This window comes from Herbaspirillum sp. 3R11 (assembly GCF_004563925.1).
GTDB lineage: Bacteria > Pseudomonadota > Gammaproteobacteria > Burkholderiales > Burkholderiaceae_D > Herbaspirillum.
Genome location: NZ_SPNJ01000002.1, coordinates 509,037 through 527,665, shown reverse-complemented (window position 1 = coordinate 527,665; position 18,629 = coordinate 509,037). Strand labels below are relative to the sequence as shown.

Genomic DNA, 18,629 nt, shown 5'->3' with positions numbered 1-18,629 from the left:
AATACTACTTCGCGCCCATACGCAGCGCGCCGTCCATACGGATGACTTCGCCATTCAAATATCGGTTTTCCAGGATATGTTCCACGAGAGCGGCGAACTCTGATGGCTTGCCCAGACGTGGTGGAAATGGAACCATTTTCCCAAGAGAGGAAAGAACTTCAGTCGGCATGTCGAGCATCATGGGCGTTTCAATGATGCCGGGTGCGATGGTCATCACGCGGATGCCGTATCGTGAGAGCTCCCTGGCCAGCGGTAGTGTCATAGCGACCACTCCGCCTTTAGAGGCGGCATAGGCAGCTTGACCCACTTGGCCATCGAACGCTGCGATAGAGGCGGTATTGATGATGACGCCGCGTTCACCGTTCTCAGACGGTTCATTTTCACTCATGGCTTCAACTGCAAGCCTTGCCATATTGAAGGTGCCAATCAGGTTGATGTTCACCGCGCGGATAAAGCTTTCCAGCCGGTGAACACCTTCCTTACCAAATACTTTCTCAGCTGGTGCGATGCCAGCGCAGTTGATTAGACCCACTACACTTCCCATGGACTTGGCAACTGCAAAAGCCTCTACGGCGCTACTCTCGTTCGTGACGTCGGCTTGAACGAACTTAGCATGGCCGCTGAATGCGGCTTCCGCTTTGGCACCCGCAACCGGATTTACATCTGCCAGAACTACTAAGCCACCGGCTGCGACAATTGCTCGCGCCGTGGCAGAGCCGAGTCCTGATGCTCCACCGGTTACGACATATACACCAGCCTTGATACCCATCTTTAATCCTTAAGTTTCAAATTAAACGGTTTGTGTTTGAGAAGTCGCTCTTGTAGCTAACCTAGCTCCGGAAAGGTTGTGGTTGATGAGCATCACAGCAACGGCGCCAATCAGACCTGCCACGGCGATGCCTAGGAAGTTCTGTTCCAGGGGAAGCTTCAATGTGACTAATGCACCAATCAGAACTGGGGCAATGATTGCGCCAAGGCGCCCGACGCCCGATGCGAAACCGACGCCGGTGGAGCGGATAGCCACTGGGTAGAACTCGCCTGCGTATGCATATGCCAGAAGTTGTGTGCCAAGGGTGGATGCGCCAACTACGAAGACGACTACAAACAACAACCAAGTCTCCTTGGTGAACCCCATCAAGGTTAGTGAGATAGCGCCCACTACGTAGAACGCGACGAGCACGTGCTTGATGTTGAACTTGTCGCCAAGCCAGCCGCCACCGACGGCACCTACCATAGCTCCGAAGTTGAACACCAAGACAAAGTTAAGTGCCGAGCCCAAGCTATAGCCAGCCATCGCCATCAGTTTGGTCAGCCAGGAGCTCAAGGAATAGACCATGAACAGACCTGTGAAATAAGCAACCCAAATCATCAAAGTGCTAAAGCCACGACCATTTGCGAAGAGCATTTTCACAGGGGCGTTGGCAACACGTTCGGCGACTGGAAGGATGAATTCCTCATTGCCGCTCAAACGAAGTTCTGGATTGATTTTTAGCGCAACTTCCGCCAGCTTTGCTTGACGCCCCTTGCGATGCAACGTGGCCATAGACTCAGGCATTGTTTTCAAAATAAAGGGGATGAGCAGAACAGGGAGGCCGGCGACGAAGAAGACAGATTGCCAGCCATACGACTCAATGAGCTGCTTGCCAGTCAATGCGACCAAGACTCCACCGACTGAATATCCTGCAAAGACAAGGGTTACGAGACGAGCACGAACCTTTACGGGAGAAAATTCGCCCATTTGTGCCGTGACCACCGGCAACACCCCACCAATGCCCAAGCCAGCCAAGAAGCGAAGAGCGCTGAAGCTGATAGGGTCGTGTGCGAGGCCTGCCGCCGCAGTGAAGACACTGAATGTTCCAACGCCAACGGCCAACATCAGTGGGCGACCAATCTTGTCCGCCAGTGTGCCGAAAAACATAGCGCCGAACATCATGCCGAACAGGGCCGAGCTAGCCATGAAGCCAGCCTTCGCGGCATCGACTCCCATCTCTTTCATGATAGACGGGAGTGCCGCTCCGACGACGGCAAGGTCATAGCCGTCCAGGATGAGAATCAGCACGCCCCAGAATAGAATCAAGCGATGGAACTTGTTGAATTTGGCTTCGTTGGCCAATTTGATAACGTCAATTTGTTGCATGTCGTCCTCCAGTTTTATTGTGGGTGCTACGTGTTATGAAACTTCGTGAATGAAGCAACTCCTTCTCGTTTGGTTACTAAGGTATTTTCTATTTTCGCTGGCGCGGCCTGGCCCAAACTCATGCCGCAAACCAGCATTTCGTCTGCGGAAAATTCCAGTTCGTTGGAGATAATTTTGTGATATTTCATGAACGCTGCTTGTGGGCAGGTGCTCAGACCGTGTGTCCTCGCAGCGACCATAATGTTTTGCATGAACATGCCGCAGTCGAGCAGGCTTCCTTGGCGCATTATTCGATTGACTGTAAAAATCAATCCGACAGGCGCATCGAAGAATGAGTAGTTGCGGCCGTGCTGAGCATGCATGCGTTCCTTATCTCCCTTCTGGATTCCCAAAAGTCCATAAAGATTCCAGCCAACGTCGCGCCGCCTGTCGATGTATGGGGATATCCACTCTGTTGGGTAGTAGTCCCATTCGTCTTGATGTTGGGCTGCCAAAACAGGATTGTTGTCAACTTCATGAATGGCGGAGCAAAGCCTCTCCTTTGCGTCGCCGGTCAGAACATGAACGCGCCACGGTTGCAAATTCACTCCCGTAGCGGCGAATCTAGCGATGTCGAGGATTTCCTCAATTTGCTCTCTTGGCACCGCGGTGGGAAGAAAAGCGCGAATACTGCGTCGCGATGTGATTGCCCACTCGACGGCTTTGCGCAGCATGTCTTCGCTAATGGCAGGGGGAAGTCCCGCACGGTCCATCATCGTCTCCTGATTATTTTAGGTAGCCGAGCAATGCCAGCATATGAGCGGAGATTAGTGGTGATGATGAATACGTGTTGTCTTGTTCAAGACATTGTCTTGTTCGAGACATTGATGGCGAACTAACCGGCAAATTGAGGGCAATGTCTTGTTTGAGACAGTCTCAGTTTGCATTCCGCGCCTACATTCGCTACTCAGGACGAGAAGCTATGATTCGCCCCCAGAACATGAGCGATAACAATCGCCGCAAAGAATTTCAATAAATCTAGGAGACATGAGATGCAACAATCCATCTATGGGAATGGACTTTCCCGTACGCCGGCAAACTACGTTCCTCTGACACCGCTGCATTTCCTTGACCGTAGTGCGGAGCAATACCCGGACCGGATTGCAATCATCCATGGGAGCTTTCAACAGACTTGGAGTGAAACACGTCATCGTTGTCGAAGACTAGCCAGCGCGCTGGTTAAGCGGGGAGTGCAGCCAGGAGATACCGTCTCAATTCTGGCGCCGAATACACCAGCTATGCTTGAGGCACATTTTGGAATTCCCCTCAGCGGTGCAGTGCTAAACAGCATTAACTGCCGCCTGGATGCGGATGGAGTCCGCTTTATTCTCCAACATGGGGAGTGCAAGATTCTGCTGGTCGACCGGGAATTTTCCGAACTGGTGTCAAGGGCAACTGCCGATATGCCCAATAAACCATTGATTATCGATATCAATGATATTGAAGCACCTCTCGGGAAAGCGATTGGTGAACTCGACTACGAGCGCTTGCTTCAAGAAGGAACGCAGGATTTTGAAGGAGTATGGCCGTCTGATGAGTGGAATGCGATTGCATTGAACTACACCTCAGGCACAACCTCCGACCCGAAGGGAGTCGTGCCGAGTCATCGTGGAACGTACGTGATGAGTATGCTGCAGCTCACCGATTGGGGGATGCCTCGGAACCCGACCTATCTGTGGACCCTTCCAATGTTTCACGCAAATGGATGGTGTTTCACTTGGGCTATCACAGCCGCCGCAGGTACTCATGTGTGCATGCGCAAAGTAACGGCCAAGAATATTTTCGATGCTATCGCCGACCATGGCGTCGACCATTTCTGCGCAGCCCCAATAGTGCTGTCCTCCATCGCCAGCGCACCTGAATCAGAAAAACGGCCACTACCCCATAGCGTACGCGTTCGGACTGCGGGCTCTCCGCCTCCGGCTGCGGTTCTCAAGGCGGTGCTGGCTCTAGGATTTGAAGTTGAACATGTATATGGAATTACAGAGGCCTCTGGTACCCCAGTGAGTTGCTACATTAATCCGGCTTGGTCGCAGCTCGACAAAGACGAACAGTCTCGCCTGATGGCGCGCCAAGGTAATCGGTCAGCTGGACTTGAGGGGTTGATGGTTGCAGACCCGGATACTTTAGAGCCTGTTCCGTTCGACGGAAAAACCCAGGGTGAGCTTCTTCTCAAGGGAAATATTGTGATGAAGGGGTATTTAAAGAATGAAGAAGCTACCGAAAATGCTTTTGCTGGCGGTTGGTTTCATACCGGTGATGTTGCAGTCGTTCATGCTGACGGATATGTGCAAATTACAGACCGTTCGAAAGACGTCATTATTTCGGGAGGGGAGAATATCTCTTCTGTCGAAGTTGAAGATGTTCTTCACTGCCATCCGGCCATTCTTATTGCTGCGGTGGTATCCCAGCCGGATGCTAAATGGGGGGAAACTCCATGTGCGTTTATTGAACTGAAGGCGGGAGTTGAGCAGCCCAGTGAAGCAGAAATCATCGCATTTTGCCGCGCGCGGTTGGCGCATTTCAAATGCCCCAAGAAGGTCATGTTTTGTGAGCTTCCTAAAACCGGCACAGGGAAAATACAAAAATTCCGTCTCCGGGAATTAGCTGGAAGCCGGGCTGCAATTACGGAGCTTGCAAAAGCTTAGATGCTAAAACGGCGCTCAGAAGAGCGCCGTTTTATATTGGACTTCTAAAACTTACATGCATCTTAATCGCCGTCACTCATCATGGTGAGCGTATTCTCGTAGCCGAGGTAAATCGAGAATGATTACGGAACCATACTCGACAGAGAGTAATTTCATATCCGCCAGTTCACGCAAAGCGCGGTTCGTATTTTGTCTGGAAAGCCCGGACAGCCTCCCAATTTCCTCTTGAGACAAAGGTAATGCTTGCTCTGTGGATGGATATAGCTGTGGATTAAATAATTCCGATAAGCAGAATGCAACTCTTGCAGGGGCTTCGCGTAAGCGGCGATTTTCGATTAATGCGACGTAATAGCCACATCGCCAATTCAACTGGTCGATGACATAGCGACTGAATGAAGTGCTCTGGGATAACAGCCATTCAAAGGTTTGTTTTGGTACAAACGCTAGTTTGCTGTCACGAATAGCCACAATGGAATATGGCCGTGGTTCGTTCTTTAAAACGGCGCCTTCACCAAACCATGCGCCACCCGGAACTCCAGCGAAGGTTGTTGACCGCCCATCTTGCGACACCGTATCGACTTTTATCATACCGTCAATAAGGCCAAACCAATGGTCTGCTGGAGTACCTCTGGGATAAATAATTGTTCCACTGGAAAACGACTTTTCGAAAATGTTCTGCCGCAGACGTTCCATTTGGTCTTCCGTTAATTCGGTAGGCCAACGCGATTTCCCGAGAAAAGCGATAAGTTCAGGTGACAGTGACATGTAGCGATTCATACGATTGAATAAATTTTGATACTGAACAATATACGTGAATATGTAAACCGTCGAGGTAACCGAAGAAAGTTATTTCTTTCGATACGTCATTTTTTCATGGTGCGCCGCAATGCTGCGTGTGGGTTGTTGATTTGCATCGAAAATTGATAATCATCTAGCCACTTATGAAGTGAACGCCCGTTAGAGCGCGCCTCCTCAGAAATTGCTTCGGGAAACCTCGATCTTTCGGCCAGAACCGAGCAGCAGGCAGGTTCGCTGGAAGAGACCGCTTCAGCAATGGAGCAGATCACATCAACTGTCAAGCAAAACGCCGACAACGCAAGGCAAGCGAGTCAGCTGGCAGTATCTGCGTCCGATGTAGCTATCCAGGGCCGCGAAGTGGTGGGGCCAGGTCGTCACAACGATGGTTGGGATCAATGACTCGTCACGCAAGATCGTCGACATCATCAGTGTCATCGACGGCATCGCGTTTCAGACCAACATCCTGGCGCTCAATGCAGCGGTCGAAGCCGCCCGCGCCGGCGAACAATGCCGCGGCTTTGCGGTCGTGGCATCTGAAGTGCGCCGCCTGGCGCAGCGTAGCGCCGCTGCGGCAAAAGAGATCACCGTGTTGATCAACGATTCGGTGTCAAAGGTCGAACGCGACAGCCAATTGGTCGAGCAGGCAAGCCAGACGATGGTGGAGGTCGTGACAAGCGTCAAACTCGTCACAGACGTTGTTGCTGAAATTTCCGCCACGAGTCAGGACAAAAGCCATGGTGTCGCACAGGTGAATCTCGCCATCATCCAGATGGACGAAGCTACTCAGCAAAACTCCGCGCTAGTGGAAAAAACGGCCGCGGCTGCCAATGCGATGATGGAACAGGCGACGGCACTGACCGGGATCGTGTCGACTTTCAAGTTGAGCGATGGTTTAGTTGCGCTGACTGCTGGAGATTCGCGCACAAGAACACCGCATGGAGTGGCGCGGCTGCAGATAGTTTAGAAACCAAGAGCTCGCTTGCGGGCTCTCGGTTTTCGGACGTCTGCTTCTGGCCGTAAGCCGACGTAAGCCGTCACCGCGTCTGCTCCATTTCATTGGCAACATTTAGGTGAATGTCAAAACGGAATGCGAGAGAGCACCTTTCGCGAGAAAAGATAGAAAATCATCCTCACACTCGCATCTGAATTATCGGTAAAAGCAATGTTTCTCTTCAGCAAATTTCCCACGTAAGCGAAACGGCGCCCCCGCTATGGAGATACATGCGTGTGTATCAAACATAGAGTTTTTTACGCCTTCCCGCCTACACGGAATAGAGGCGTTCGCTGATCACGGATTTATTCCAATTACGGGATACTGCGGATGCGTACCCAAATCCACTTGCCACCAAAAAGGTAAACCGAACAGTGCGAGTGAACCCCTTGGTCCCCCACCAAGGTCCTATTGCAAAGATGCAAGAAATAGAGAAACGCATACTACGGTCTTCAAGCTGCTGTCACCTCCGGAATTTAAGTTTGCGTTCAATCTGAATAAATTTAGATAAGCATTTTTGATAACACTCAAGCTCCTGGCTTCTCAAAAGCATGTCTTTATATGTCGTCAAGGAATATCCGATGCACGCATCCGGACATCGCTATCTCAAGGCGCAGCAAGACCTGAGTGACCACGGTTTAACAACTCTTCAAGCACATGTCTCCGGCAACGAAAGAGATCTCGTTCTGTGCTTCTCACAATAATTTTCACTTTCATTTTACGTTTCTGACTGCACAAATTTCCGTGTAGGTTTCGTACCGTCAGATTTCTGGCCGACGCATCGGAGAGCCGCTGCACGTGATTTGTGCAAGCGTCGCAAATTCCGGAGCCGCTCGCTTTCTGTCTTGAAGACAGGAGAGCGGAGCACATGGTGTGGCCGTTCGCCAGGCGCATCAGTTCAACGCATCAGGTTTCACAAGATACCTCCCTTTAAGCAAAGAGAACAAGTCACTACAAAGGAAGCAATGAAAATTCTATCCATATTTGGAACCCGTCCCGAAGCCATCAAGATGGCGCCCCTCGTCAAACGACTGGCGCTCGAAAGCGGCGTCACCTCGCTGATATGCGTGACCGGGCAACATCGGACCATGTTGCAGCAAGTGATGGACGTGTTCGACATTACTGCCGATTACGATCTGGACATCATGGCCCCGAACCAGACGCTCAACAGCATCGGATCACGCATCTTTACTGCATTGGATCCGATACTTGAGCAGGTCAATCCGGATCGCGTGCTCGTACATGGCGATACAACCACAGCCACCATTTCGGGCCTGGCGGCCTTCCATCGACGTATTCCTGTGGCCCACGTCGAGGCGGGCCTGCGTACCGGCGATCTATCGCAGCCTTGGCCGGAAGAGATGAACCGCCGCGTACTTGATGTGATCTCGGATGTGTTGCTGGTGCCGACCGTCGGTGCCCGCAACCATCTGAAGCTGGAGAACCTCCATGGTCGCGTCGTGGTCACCGGCAATACCGTGATAGATGCGCTGGAAATGACCACCAGGCGCCTCAATGAAAATCCGCAACTTGCTGCCAGCGTCGATGCCCGCCTGCCGACATTGGACCCCGATCGCAAGCTGCTGCTGGTGACCGGCCATCGCCGTGAGAATTTCGGTGAAGGTTTCCTCGGCATCTGCAATGCATTGGCAGCGCTGGCGCGACGCAGCGACATGGAAATCGTCTACCCGGTTCACCTGAATCCGAACGTGCAGGAACCTGTCAACCGTATCCTGTCAGGACTGAAGAACGTGCATCTGATCGACCCCCTGGATTATTTGTCGTTCGTTCGCCTGATGCAGCGCGCCTACGTCATCCTTACTGATTCCGGCGGGGTGCAGGAAGAAGCGCCATCGCTTGGCAAGCCGGTGCTGGTCATGCGCGATGTGACGGAGCGCCCGGAGGCGGTTGCGGCCGGCACCGTGCAACTGGTCGGGACGACTGCGGAACGCATCATTGCGGCTGTAGCGCGTCTCTATGACCGGCGAGCCGATTATATGCGTGCTTCGCAGACCAACAATCCTTACGGCGACGGACTTGCCTGCAAACGTATCGTCGATACGCTCATGGGCCGAGAGATCAGTGAATTCAATCCGTACAGCGAAAGAGAATTTCTGGTGCGGGCCGCATAAGATGAGAGTACATTTCCCTGCCCGAAATGCAATCATCGCCGGCCTGTCGGCGATCGTCTTTCCTGTATTGGCATCCGCACAGGCACTGGTGATCGAAGCGCCGCCGCCGGCCGAACATCCCTTGCTGCTACGCACGCTGACAGTCATGTTGGCAATGATCGTGGTGATGTTGATCGTGTTTACGACGCGCCATTACGTATTTACCTTTGCGCGGCTGTTCGGCCGGCAGCGCCAGCCTTATCTCGACATCGAAGCGGGAAACTGGCCCACCGTTGTCGTCTTCATTGCAGCCCATAATGAAGAACTGGTCATCGCCGATTCGCTCACGGCGTTACTGAATGTCGACTATCCAAGCGATCGCCTGATTCTGATGCCCGTCAATGATCGCTCGACCGACGACACGCGCATGATCATCGACCGTATCGCCGCGGCCAATCCTGGCCGCTTCACGCCATTTCATCGCACCGAAGGGCGACCGGGAAAGGCCGCCGCTTTGAAAGACGCTACCGCGCTCGTAAATGCGGAAGTCATCGTCATTTTCGATGCGGACTACTTGCCGGCGCGCGGCCTGATCAAGCAATTGGTGGCGCCTTTGTTCGATCCGGAAGTGGCCGCCGTCATGGGACGCGTGGTGCCGCTCAACGTCGGTCACAACCTGTTGACACGTTTGCTGGATTTGGAACGGGCGGGGGGCTATCAGGTCGACCAGGCGGCCCGCATGAACCTCGGACTGGTGCCGCAATACGGCGGAACGGTCGGCGCAGTGCGCCGCCGGGCGCTGGAAGAAATCGGCGGCTGGGACGTCGACATGCTGGCAGAAGATACAGACATCACCTTCCGATTTTTACAGAACGGCTGGAAGACGGTGTATCAAAACCGCTCCGAATGCTACGAAGAAGTGCCGGAGACCTGGCGGGTGCGCATCGGCCAGATCAGCCGTTGGTCGAGTGGACACAATCAGGTGATGAACAAGAACATCATCAAGTTGATCTTCAACTCCAGACTGCGTACCCGTGAGCGCGTGGACGGCGCGATTTTGCTGGGTGTCTTCATGATGTCGCCGATTCTGGTGGTGGGATGGATACTGGCGACCGTGTTGTTCTTCATATCGCCGCACCACTGGGTGCTTGGGTGGCTGGCATTCTTTGCGCTGGTCGCGCATAGCTCGCTCGGAAACAATGCCGCGTTCTTTGAAATCGCCGCCGCGACCTATCTTGATGGAAATCGCAATCGGATCCGTCTGCTGCCGCTGTCGATGCTGGGCTTTCTCATCAGTATGGTGAGCATTTCGAAGGCCGCCGTGAAGCAGCTGTTTGATTATTTTCGTCGCGAGGAACTGATGTGGCACAAGACCGAACGTTTCCGCCGCATGACCATCGCCACCAGCGCTGCCTATGTCGACACGGTGGCGCTGATGCCGGTCACCGAGGCACTGGCGCCAGCTCCGCCATCCCTGCCACCGATATCTGAGAGCGTGACGACATGAATCATTTTTCACAACTGGGCTTGTTCTTCACGGCCATGACGATGATGGTGCTGCCGTTCGTACCGACGCTGCGCGAGTGGCTGGCGCCGACGGATGACGCACCGCTTCCCATCGACCAGAACGCCACCCATGAGTTGCGCCACTTTGCGGACTCCTTGCGCACGCTGATCGGGAAATTGCTGGGGCCGGCGCCGACAACCGACGAGTTGCACCGCATCGGCAAGAGCCTGTTCCACAACGGCACGCAGGTCACCATCTTGCACGATGACGATGGCCTGGATGTATTGGCGACCGGGGCGGAGCTGCAGGCCGCAGGCAAGCTTGCCCATATCGCGATCTTCGCCGACCGGGCGCAGATCGCCGCCGGATGCGAAACGCTCGCTGATATTTTCGCGTTGAAGGACATCAAGGTCGGTTCTAGTGCTCAACTGCGCTCATGCTGCGCCAAGCAGCACATGCAGCTGGCGCAGAACGTATTGATTCATCGTTGGGTCGACGCCGATACCATCACGGCCGACCGCGACCTGACGGTCCATGGACGCATCACCGCGCTGAGCAGCATCCGATTCTCCGACAACAGCCAGTTCATCCGCGCCGGCGCGCCGGTAATGTATTTCGGCGAAAGAGACGATGCACATGTCGTCGCCACCGAGGTCGATGCCTTACTGCTTCCCAACAGCAAACGCTATCTGTTCGACAGCGATACCACCATCTCGGACGAGATTCCTTGCGACGGTGATTTCGTGGTCAGGGGCTCTGCCCAGATCGCCGCCGGCAGCACCATTTCCGGCAGCATCAAAGCGCATGACTATCTGCGTTTGCAAGAGAGCGTCAGCGTCGCCGGCAGCGTGATCTCCGGCAAAGGCATCGTCATCGGCGCCGGCTGCGCCATCGTCGGACCGTTGATCAGCGAAGACGACATCATCATCGGCCCCAATTCCATCATCGGCAGCGCCGCCATTCCCACCACGATCATTTGCCGCAAGCTGGTCGTGGCCCAAGGCGTCGTGATTCACGGCGTCGTGACCACACAGGACAGCGCTTACGTTGTCTTCGAGGAGATTCCACTTGGTATTTAAATTTTTCGGCTGTTTGCTTTCGGTCGCTTTATGGGCCGGCAACGTGCAGGCCGCACCTCCCGCACCTTCCGTATCTTCCGCCGCTGCAGCGGCGCCATTCTCTGATTTTACGATGGCCGACGGCGCGCTGACAGTATTTGCGCAGGGCGACTACGTCGAGCCCTATTCTGCGATCAAGGCCTTGCTGGTGGCACATCGCCTCGGCGTTGACGTGCATAGCCAGGCAGAGAAATTCGCCACGTGGATGCTGCCGTTTCAGCAAGCCAACGGACCGTTTCCGCGCATTTGCCGCAGCGGAGGAAGCCGCTGGCTGGCCTGCGGGCCGAGCGATGCAGATGATTCCCTTGCCGTTCTATGGTGCGCACTAGGCAGCGAAATCCTTCCCACCCATCGCGAACTCGATGCGAGCTGCCACAAGGCTCTGGATAACCTGGCGACGCTATGGGAGCCGCAGCGACAAAGCTTCCGCGCCATCTTCGGTCAGCCGGCTGCTTATTTTGCGGACAACGTCGAGGTGATGGCATTTCTGCAAAGCCTGCGCGCCGATGAGAACGTATTCAGGCGTCATGTCGACGTACTGGCAAAATTGCCGGGACCGGAAGTCATGCTGAGCGCCTTGCAGCGCAACTATGGGTACATGCCTGATCAGAAACTGGAGCCGACGGCCGCAAGCATCCCATCTACTCCCTATGCCTTTTATCCCTATGCGGTAGCGCCTATCTATCCGTTGATCTACGACGTGCGCACGGGCAAGGCGCGCGAACACGATTGGCAGAGCTGGCGCAGCAAGTACGGAAAGTCATGGCTGGAAGGGAAGGTGGATCATTTCCCTTGGGGCCTGATTGCCTGGGCCGCCTACAAATCCGGTGACAGGAAGAGTGCACAAGCCTGGCTGCACAATTCAGCGCAATGGAAACAGGAGGGGCGCTGGAACATCATGGAAGAGGGCGTGCGGCTTGGTCTGAGCAACACGCTGACGCCGACGGCTTCTACACAAGCAGCTAAATAACCCGGGTAACCACGCCGATTTCATGAAAAATAATACGACCTTAACCATGTCCCATGTTTCGAACGTGTCACGCGCTTTAAGCGCTTTACGATGCCGTTTGCCATCCCGTCTGAATTGCATGCTGTTCGGCACCGGGCTGGCGTTTGCCGCCTCGGTAGCCGCTCAGGACATTCCAGCCGGGGTCCCCGTGAGCGATCGTTCACCGGTTGTGGCGCCAACCGAAAAATCCGCAATCGAAGCCATGGCCGGCTTCGGCAACTACGACGCCGGCTACGGCAATGCGAAATCCTATTCTCTGCGCGGCATGCAGGTGATGGACTTCGGCGTGCTACAGGCGGAGGTGATCCGGCAAAGCCGTTTCGGGTTTTCCGGCAGCTATGGCTCCCTGAATCTGACGCATGACCTGTCGCCCGACTACTACACCACGGTCGGGCTCGGCAGCGGCAGCAGCCTGCTGTTTCCCGACTGGCGCATGGATCTTGCGGGTTACCGCAAATTCGGCGGGCAACGCCAGTACGTCGCCGGCCTGGCCGTCTACTATGCCAAGGGAAATCAGGAGGGGCGCTCGGACAAAGGTGTGATCCTCAACGGCATTTACTACGGCAAGGACCTGGTGCTGGAAGCCGGCTTGCGCGGCAACGTCGCCAATCCCGGCGCAGCCTTCGGCCCCAGCCAATACGTAGCGGTAACTTTTGGCAGCGACGAACGGCGTGCTGTCATCGTGCGTGCCGAGCGTGCCAAGGAAACCTATCAGGTGCTCACCACCGGCACCGAAAAAGTCGACTTCATGAGTCACAGCATCGGCGTGCAATGGCGCGAACGGATGACGCGCGACGGCTTGCTGATCCTGGGCCTGGGCTATTACAAGAATCCCAGCTATGCCCGCACCTCCATCGATGTCGGCTGGCGCTGGAGTTTTCGATGAGCCGCACCGTGCCGTTTCAGTCCATTTTCAGTCATCCAGGCGGAGTCAGCCATGTCCAATAGTCAAAGAACCTCACCGAAAAATCTCAGTGCCGCGGTCGCAGCAGCCGCCGCGCAACGATCATCGGCGCTACGCGCTACGGCGCACACCGACCCGCGTTTGCTCAACATCCGTGGCGGCCTGATCCGCACGCATCGCGCCTTGCTCAGGATTGATTTCACCACCTGGCGGCTGCTGTCCATGCTGCTGATTCCGGCTTTGCTGAGCTCAGCCGTCTATCTGGCGTGGCCGTTTATCGACATGCTTTGGACCGCCATCATCAACTTCTGGGTCGGACTGCTGGGGCCTGATATCTCCTTGGCGCGTCATGAAGTGGAGATGGGCGGAATGTTTCATATTCCTTATCCTCTGGTGCAGGCGGCGTTGCCCACTGCTACCCAATGGTGGTCGGGACTGGCGTTGGCCGGTGTGTTGTTGATCGGTCCGACGTTCATGCCGCCGAAGATGCTGCCGCTGGTGTACATGCTCCGATTCATCGGGGCGTTGCAGGTCGCGATTCAGATCTATTTCTATTTCTGGGGCATGCATTTTCCTCATACGGCAGGAGGATCGGTGGCATCAATGATGCAATCTTCTTTTGCATTGATGCTGATCGCGCCCTGGCTCTACGGATTGACTTACAACATCTTCGACTTCAGCCTGTCGCGCAAGTTTGCCCTGCCGCTAATGGCCTTGGGCTATCTCGCGGTGCTCACACCGGTGCAATTCATCCTGGCGGCGGTCTTGATGCAGCAATTCTCGCTGTTGTGGCATCCGCTGCTTTACCTTCTTGGCACCACCTTGTTGCAGTTCACCATGCTGTTGGCGCTCTATGCATGGGCCATGAGCTGGAATCGCGCCGACAACGCGGCATAAACAGACATCATCAAGTTTCAATCACCAACGACTACCTAGAAGGAGACTGGCATGATTCAGACACCATACAGACGCTACCAAGCTTCAATGAAGCCGCTGCATTTGCAACTCGGCGTGATCGCAGATCAGGAAAGAATGGCTGCAGAAGGTTTGCTGGGGCCGATCACACAGGTGCGGTGGGATGCCTGGAACGAGCAGCGTACCCAAATACACAAGCACATAGGCGCATCGGCGATCGCTTTGGATGTTGAACTTCAAAACATAGAGAAACTGACCCGATCTCTGGTAAAAAAGCATGCACTCGGGCAGGAGGAGAGTGATCGCATTTGCTATTTTCTGGAGTCCGGGTGGAGCGAGGACGAGGTGCGCGCGGAAATCTTAAAAATACAGAAAATTACTATTGACGGGAGTTCCGAGGGCCACGAAAAATGAATTCAATCATATTTTATGCAGACGTTTTATTGGGGCGTAATAGAGCTTATTTGTTGATAACGCCGTCGCAGAGTGAAAAAATGCAGAGTCACCCTATCGAATAGAGCTCCTGCGCGAACGTCCCTTCCTGGCCGGTTGAGGACTACGCAGTCAGCCTCAGCGAAGCGTTTTATCTCAGATGATGGAGAAGCGAAGAAATCGAAGGTCGCGATAGATACGGTAAAATCACCCTGCATTCCCGATCACTCCTGCTGGAACCGCGCAGCATTCCCGCTGGCCCGGAATTCTTCAACAATATAGTCCACAAATACCCTCACCTTGGCGGGGACAAGTTTGCGGCTGGTGTAGTAAATCGAAAGCGGCAACGCGTCGGCATGCCATTCGGGGAGCACACGCACCAGATCTCCGCGCTTGAGCAGAGTCAATACATGCGGCAACGGCAGCATCGCAATGCCCATGTGATTGGTGGCGGCTTGCGCAATCGCCTCCGGGTCATCCAATACCATTGTCGGACGCACGCTCGCGATCACTTCTTCTCCGGCGTTGTTCTTCAGTACCCATGGCGACAGCCGCCCGGAACTCAGCATACGGCGGAGAAGTCCGCGATGACGTGTCAGTTCCTGTGGATGCTTCGGCGCAGGATGCATTTTCAGATAGTCCGGTGACGCTACCAGCACGACTCGCAAGCCCGACAATTCACGCGCGATCAACGCGTCGGTCAATTCAATGCCGCCGCCAATGGCGACGTCATATCCTTCCGCGATCAGCTCGACTTGCCGGTTCTCGAAATGAAGATCGGGCACCACGTCCGGATATCGTTGCACGAAGCCCGTCATCATCGGCACAAAATATTCTCGTCCGATCATGTGCGCCAGAGAGACTTTCAAGGTACCGGCTGGCTTGCCCGCTCCTTGCCGCAGATCGGTCAAGGCATCACCGATCTCGCTCCATGGCAATCGAACCTGACCGTACAGACGCTCGCCATCGGTGGTCAGCGCCAGGCTGCGGGTGCTGCGCTGGAACAGGCGTACTCCCAACCGAGTCTCCAACTGTGCCACGCTTTTGCTGACGGCCGCCGGGGTAAGTCCCAGGCGACGCGCGGCCGCAGAAAAGCTGCCATCGTCGGCGGCAGCAATGAACGCATCCAGATAACTGCTTAGCTCGGTAAACATCGTCAAATTTTAAACCAATGGTTGAAACTGAGCGCGACATTTAGCCACTACTACGATCAGATTGCTGCACGCATACTTCTTTTCACCAATCACTCCACACCGAAAGGAAGACATCATGACCATACAACTCGACAGTAAAGTCGCATTCATCACCGGCGGTTCTCGCGGCATTGGCGCCGCAACCGCACGTCGTCTGGCACGCGACGGAGCCATCGTCGCCATCGGTTATCAGGCTTCGAATGTTGCGGCAGAAGCATTGGTTGCCGAGATCGAAGCCGCCGGGGGTACTGCCATAGCAATTCAAGTCGACGTAACGGACGCGGCTGCCGTCACAGGCGCCATCGATAGCGTAGCGCGGCGTTTCGGTCGTCTTGACATCTTGGTGAACAGCGCCGGTGTGTTGATCTTTGCGCCGATCGAACAGTTCACGCTGGCTGACTTCGACAAGACCGTGGCGGTCAACGTGCGCGGAGTCTTCGTCGCAATCCAGGCCGCTGCCGCTCATATGAAGAAAGGTGGGCGCATCATCAATCTCGGCAGCACTGTTGCGCATCGCATGCCGCTTGCCGGCGGCGCCATCTACTCGATGAGCAAATCGGCATTGACTGGCCTGGTAAAGGGACTGGCCCGTGACTTGGGGCCGAAAGGAATTACCGTCAACAACGTCGCCCCTGGCCCCATCGACACCGACATGAATCCTGTCGATGGTGACTTTGCCCCGGTTCAACACAACGTGATGGCCTTGAAGCGCCATGGTCACGCCGATGAAGTCGCCGCCATGATCGCTTACTTGGCGAGTTCGGACGCGGCTTTCGTCACCGGCACCGACCTGTTGATCGACGGTGGCTTTGCCGCGTAGTCCACCACCCCGCCCACTACATGTCTATCAGTCTTTGCGATTGGCAGCGCTAAGCGAGAAAAAAAGCCCGCAATACGGCGTGCTTTTCTGCTTGTCCAGATGTCCGCTTCTGGCCGATTGCAGGCGTCGGTCACTTCATCTTGAGCAAACCCACCTTGACCTCAGCGGCGGTTTTATACCGTGCTTTGCTTGCCAGCCTGAATCCGACGGACGCATTACTGCTGGAATACAAGACCTCGCAATGGGCCATCATCTGGGTCACTCGCGCCGACCGCAAGGATGACCCGCGTATCGCCCGCTTCATCAAGATCTTCGAGTCCGATCAGATCAAGCAATTCATCATCAAGAAATTCAACGGGACGGTGATACCGGCCTGGTGAATTGAGGTGCTGAAAACTGTATAAAAAAGTAGCCGTATGGCTCCTTTTTTATTAGCGCGGCGGATATTCGCCGGTGTAAGCAAGTATGCGGGAAATATCGTGTCCAGCTTCACGCACCAGCATGTCAAAGCGATCCATATGCCCCTTGACCTGCGCCTCCGGGGCCGAAATCGACACCCCCGCGCAGACACGGCCGCTAGCGTCGACAATCGGCGCCGCAATGGAAAACACCCCTTCGTGCGTGCCGTTGATGCTGATCGCGATACCGTTGCTTCGAATCCTGGCCAGTTCGGTTTCAAGCGCCGGCACCGTCATGATGCTGCCCGAAGCATATTTGGCAAACTTGACCTCGGTGCAGAATTTTTGCAATTCCGGCGCAGGCATGTAGGCAAGAATGGTCTGCCCATTGGCCGAGCACTGCAGCGGCTTGGCTGCGCCGGCCGTTATGCTGAAGCGCAGCGGATGAGTCCCCTCGATAACAGATGCGTAAATGACGTCCAGTCCGTTCGGCGCGACAGTCCCCAGGATCACGGTTTCTCCACACTGCGAGGCCAGCTTCTGCAATATATACCGGGCACGGCCTGCGAAGTCGTGATTGAGCATGATCGCCGTGCCGAGTTCACGTGTAGCGGGCCCGATCTGATACTGCCCGTTCACCACTTGCACATAGTCGCCCAGCTCCAATGAGTTCAGCAGGCGGAAGAGACTGGTTTTGGGCAACTGCAGGTGCGCCGCCAGCGCGGCCAGGCTCATGCCTCGCGGCCTCAGTGCAAGTTCATGCAACACTTGCACGGTGCGCACCGGCGAGCGCGTGGCATTGCCCGCATCGCTTTCTCGAACTACTGATTCGGTCGTATTCACGTTTGAGTCTCTGTAAAGCGTTGAGCATCGGTGCGGGCGACAGGCCCGCAACCTCGAAAGCCGTATTATCCAAGATTCTCAAACCCGGAGGCAATCGGCTGCGACGCTCCGGGAAAGCCTCCCCGAACGCCACAGGTGCAACTCAACCGAATACGCTGCTCACGCTGCTGACGCCGGCGAACATCGGCAAGATATTCTCGACGGAGAATTTGTGCCATTGTTCGTTGGGTGCGGCACAGCAATCTTCCAGTACAATCGTCGCGAGGCCGGCATCGTCGGCGGCCCGGGCGGTGCTTTCAACGACCAGGTTGGTGACAACGCCGCCGATGACGATCGTCTTGACGCCGCGATGCGATAGCCAGGCAAACAGTCCTGTGTTGAAAAACGGATTGACGCATTGCTTGGTGACGACCAGTTCTTGGGCGTGCGGAGCAAGCGCCTCAGGGAATTCGGTTCCCCAAGTTCCTACGATCGCGGCACGATGCTCTTTGAGCCGAGCGATGCGAGGAGCTACGCTCAGCGCATCTTCATAATCGTCGCGAAATCCCAGACGCACGTGCACCACCACCATGCCTGCGCTACGCGCAGCCTGCAGGGCGCGGGCGGCGTTGCCGATGACATTGCGCTCGGCCACGACCTTCGCCAGTCCTCCTGAACCGATCTTTCCATTCGGATCGATCATCTCGTTCTGAAGGTCGAGCAAAAGCAGTGCGGTGGTTTTTACATCAATTGCCATGATATTGGTCCTTGGTTGAGACGATAAAAA

General features: G+C 55.1%; 17 protein-coding genes and 1 pseudogene. 11 read left to right on the top strand and 7 right to left on the bottom strand.

Annotated elements, in window-relative coordinates; genetic code table 11:
* Nucleotides 1-4: 4 nt before the first annotated feature.
* The 3 genes from E4P32_RS10695 to E4P32_RS10685 are packed head-to-tail and all read right to left on the bottom strand — an operon-like array spanning nucleotide 5 to nucleotide 2,889.
* The gene (locus E4P32_RS10695; protein ID WP_116434221.1) at nucleotides 5-769 is read right to left on the bottom strand and encodes an SDR family NAD(P)-dependent oxidoreductase; all 765 of its coding nucleotides are present in this window, start codon (nucleotides 767-769) and stop codon (nucleotides 5-7) included.
* Nucleotides 770-790: 21 nt separating this feature from the next.
* Nucleotides 791-2,137, bottom strand: a complete 1,347-nt coding sequence (locus E4P32_RS10690; protein WP_116434222.1) for an MFS transporter — start codon at nucleotides 2,135-2,137, stop codon at nucleotides 791-793.
* A gap of 26 nt (nucleotides 2,138-2,163) precedes the next feature.
* Nucleotides 2,164-2,889 carry a nitroreductase gene (locus E4P32_RS10685; protein WP_116434223.1) on the bottom strand — a complete coding sequence of 242 codons (726 nt, stop codon included), beginning with the start codon at nucleotides 2,887-2,889 and terminating at the stop codon, nucleotides 2,164-2,166.
* A gap of 279 nt (nucleotides 2,890-3,168) precedes the next feature.
* Here E4P32_RS10685 and E4P32_RS10680 point away from each other — a divergent pair, with 279 nt between their 5' ends.
* Nucleotides 3,169-4,824 (top strand): acyl-CoA synthetase, encoded by a 1,656-nt coding sequence (locus E4P32_RS10680; RefSeq protein ID WP_116434224.1) that lies wholly within the window; start codon nucleotides 3,169-3,171, stop codon nucleotides 4,822-4,824.
* A gap of 72 nt (nucleotides 4,825-4,896) precedes the next feature.
* Here the strand turns inward: E4P32_RS10680 and E4P32_RS10675 are convergent, their stop codons facing one another.
* Entirely contained in the window at nucleotides 4,897-5,517 is a 621-nt protein-coding gene (locus E4P32_RS10675) for a Crp/Fnr family transcriptional regulator (protein ID WP_245192087.1), read from the bottom strand.
* Between the two features lie 273 nt (nucleotides 5,518-5,790).
* Here E4P32_RS10675 and E4P32_RS10670 point away from each other — a divergent pair.
* The 8 genes and pseudogenes from E4P32_RS10670 to E4P32_RS10635 all read left to right on the top strand — a co-directional run.
* Nucleotides 5,791-6,586, top strand: a pseudogene (locus tag E4P32_RS10670) (methyl-accepting chemotaxis protein); the annotation flags it as partial.
* Nucleotides 6,587-7,578: 992 nt separating this feature from the next.
* Nucleotides 7,579-8,745 carry a UDP-N-acetylglucosamine 2-epimerase (non-hydrolyzing) gene (gene wecB, locus E4P32_RS10665; protein ID WP_116434226.1) on the top strand — a complete coding sequence of 389 codons (1,167 nt, stop codon included), beginning with the start codon at nucleotides 7,579-7,581 and terminating at the stop codon, nucleotides 8,743-8,745.
* Between the two features lies 1 nt (nucleotide 8,746).
* A complete protein-coding gene (locus tag E4P32_RS10660) occupies nucleotides 8,747-10,231 on the top strand; it encodes a glycosyltransferase (RefSeq protein WP_116434227.1) in 1,485 nt (494 codons plus the stop codon).
* On the top strand, nucleotides 10,228-11,310 hold the full coding sequence (locus E4P32_RS10655; protein ID WP_116434228.1) for a polymer-forming cytoskeletal protein: 1,083 nt from the start codon (nucleotides 10,228-10,230) through the stop codon (nucleotides 11,308-11,310). Before E4P32_RS10660 ends, E4P32_RS10655 begins: the two co-directional genes overlap by 4 nt.
* Complete coding sequence (locus E4P32_RS10650; RefSeq protein ID WP_199525626.1) at nucleotides 11,300-12,319, top strand: hypothetical protein; 1,020 nt, start codon at nucleotides 11,300-11,302, stop codon at nucleotides 12,317-12,319. Before E4P32_RS10655 ends, E4P32_RS10650 begins: the two co-directional genes overlap by 11 nt.
* 97 nt (nucleotides 12,320-12,416) lie before the next feature.
* Nucleotides 12,417-13,244, top strand: a complete 828-nt coding sequence (locus tag E4P32_RS10645; RefSeq protein WP_233526633.1) for a YaiO family outer membrane beta-barrel protein — start codon at nucleotides 12,417-12,419, stop codon at nucleotides 13,242-13,244.
* Nucleotides 13,245-13,295: 51 nt separating this feature from the next.
* The gene (locus E4P32_RS10640) at nucleotides 13,296-14,159 is read left to right on the top strand and encodes a hypothetical protein (RefSeq protein ID WP_233526634.1); all 864 of its coding nucleotides are present in this window, start codon (nucleotides 13,296-13,298) and stop codon (nucleotides 14,157-14,159) included.
* Between the two features lie 51 nt (nucleotides 14,160-14,210).
* Nucleotides 14,211-14,591 (top strand): hypothetical protein, encoded by a 381-nt coding sequence (locus tag E4P32_RS10635; RefSeq protein ID WP_116434229.1) that lies wholly within the window; start codon nucleotides 14,211-14,213, stop codon nucleotides 14,589-14,591.
* Nucleotides 14,592-14,833: 242 nt separating this feature from the next.
* Here E4P32_RS10635 and E4P32_RS10630 read toward each other — a convergent pair whose 3' ends face one another.
* A complete protein-coding gene (locus tag E4P32_RS10630) occupies nucleotides 14,834-15,763 on the bottom strand; it encodes a LysR family transcriptional regulator (protein WP_116434230.1) in 930 nt (309 codons plus the stop codon).
* Between the two features lie 115 nt (nucleotides 15,764-15,878).
* Between E4P32_RS10630 and E4P32_RS10625 the strand changes: the two genes are divergently transcribed.
* Together E4P32_RS10625 and E4P32_RS10620 are read left to right on the top strand one after the other, a co-directional pair.
* Nucleotides 15,879-16,622, top strand: coding sequence for an SDR family oxidoreductase (locus tag E4P32_RS10625; RefSeq protein ID WP_116434231.1), 744 nt, complete (start codon nucleotides 15,879-15,881; stop codon nucleotides 16,620-16,622).
* Between the two features lie 140 nt (nucleotides 16,623-16,762).
* Nucleotides 16,763-17,002, top strand: coding sequence for a MetQ/NlpA family ABC transporter substrate-binding protein (locus E4P32_RS10620; protein WP_233526635.1), 240 nt, complete (start codon nucleotides 16,763-16,765; stop codon nucleotides 17,000-17,002).
* A gap of 51 nt (nucleotides 17,003-17,053) precedes the next feature.
* Here E4P32_RS10620 and E4P32_RS10615 read toward each other — a convergent pair whose 3' ends face one another.
* On the bottom strand, nucleotides 17,054-17,863 hold the full coding sequence (locus tag E4P32_RS10615; protein WP_135008732.1) for an IclR family transcriptional regulator: 810 nt from the start codon (nucleotides 17,861-17,863) through the stop codon (nucleotides 17,054-17,056).
* Nucleotides 17,864-18,005: 142 nt separating this feature from the next.
* Nucleotides 18,006-18,599, bottom strand: a complete 594-nt coding sequence (locus E4P32_RS10610) for a cysteine hydrolase (RefSeq protein ID WP_116434233.1) — start codon at nucleotides 18,597-18,599, stop codon at nucleotides 18,006-18,008.
* Nucleotides 18,600-18,629: the final 30 nt, after the last annotated feature.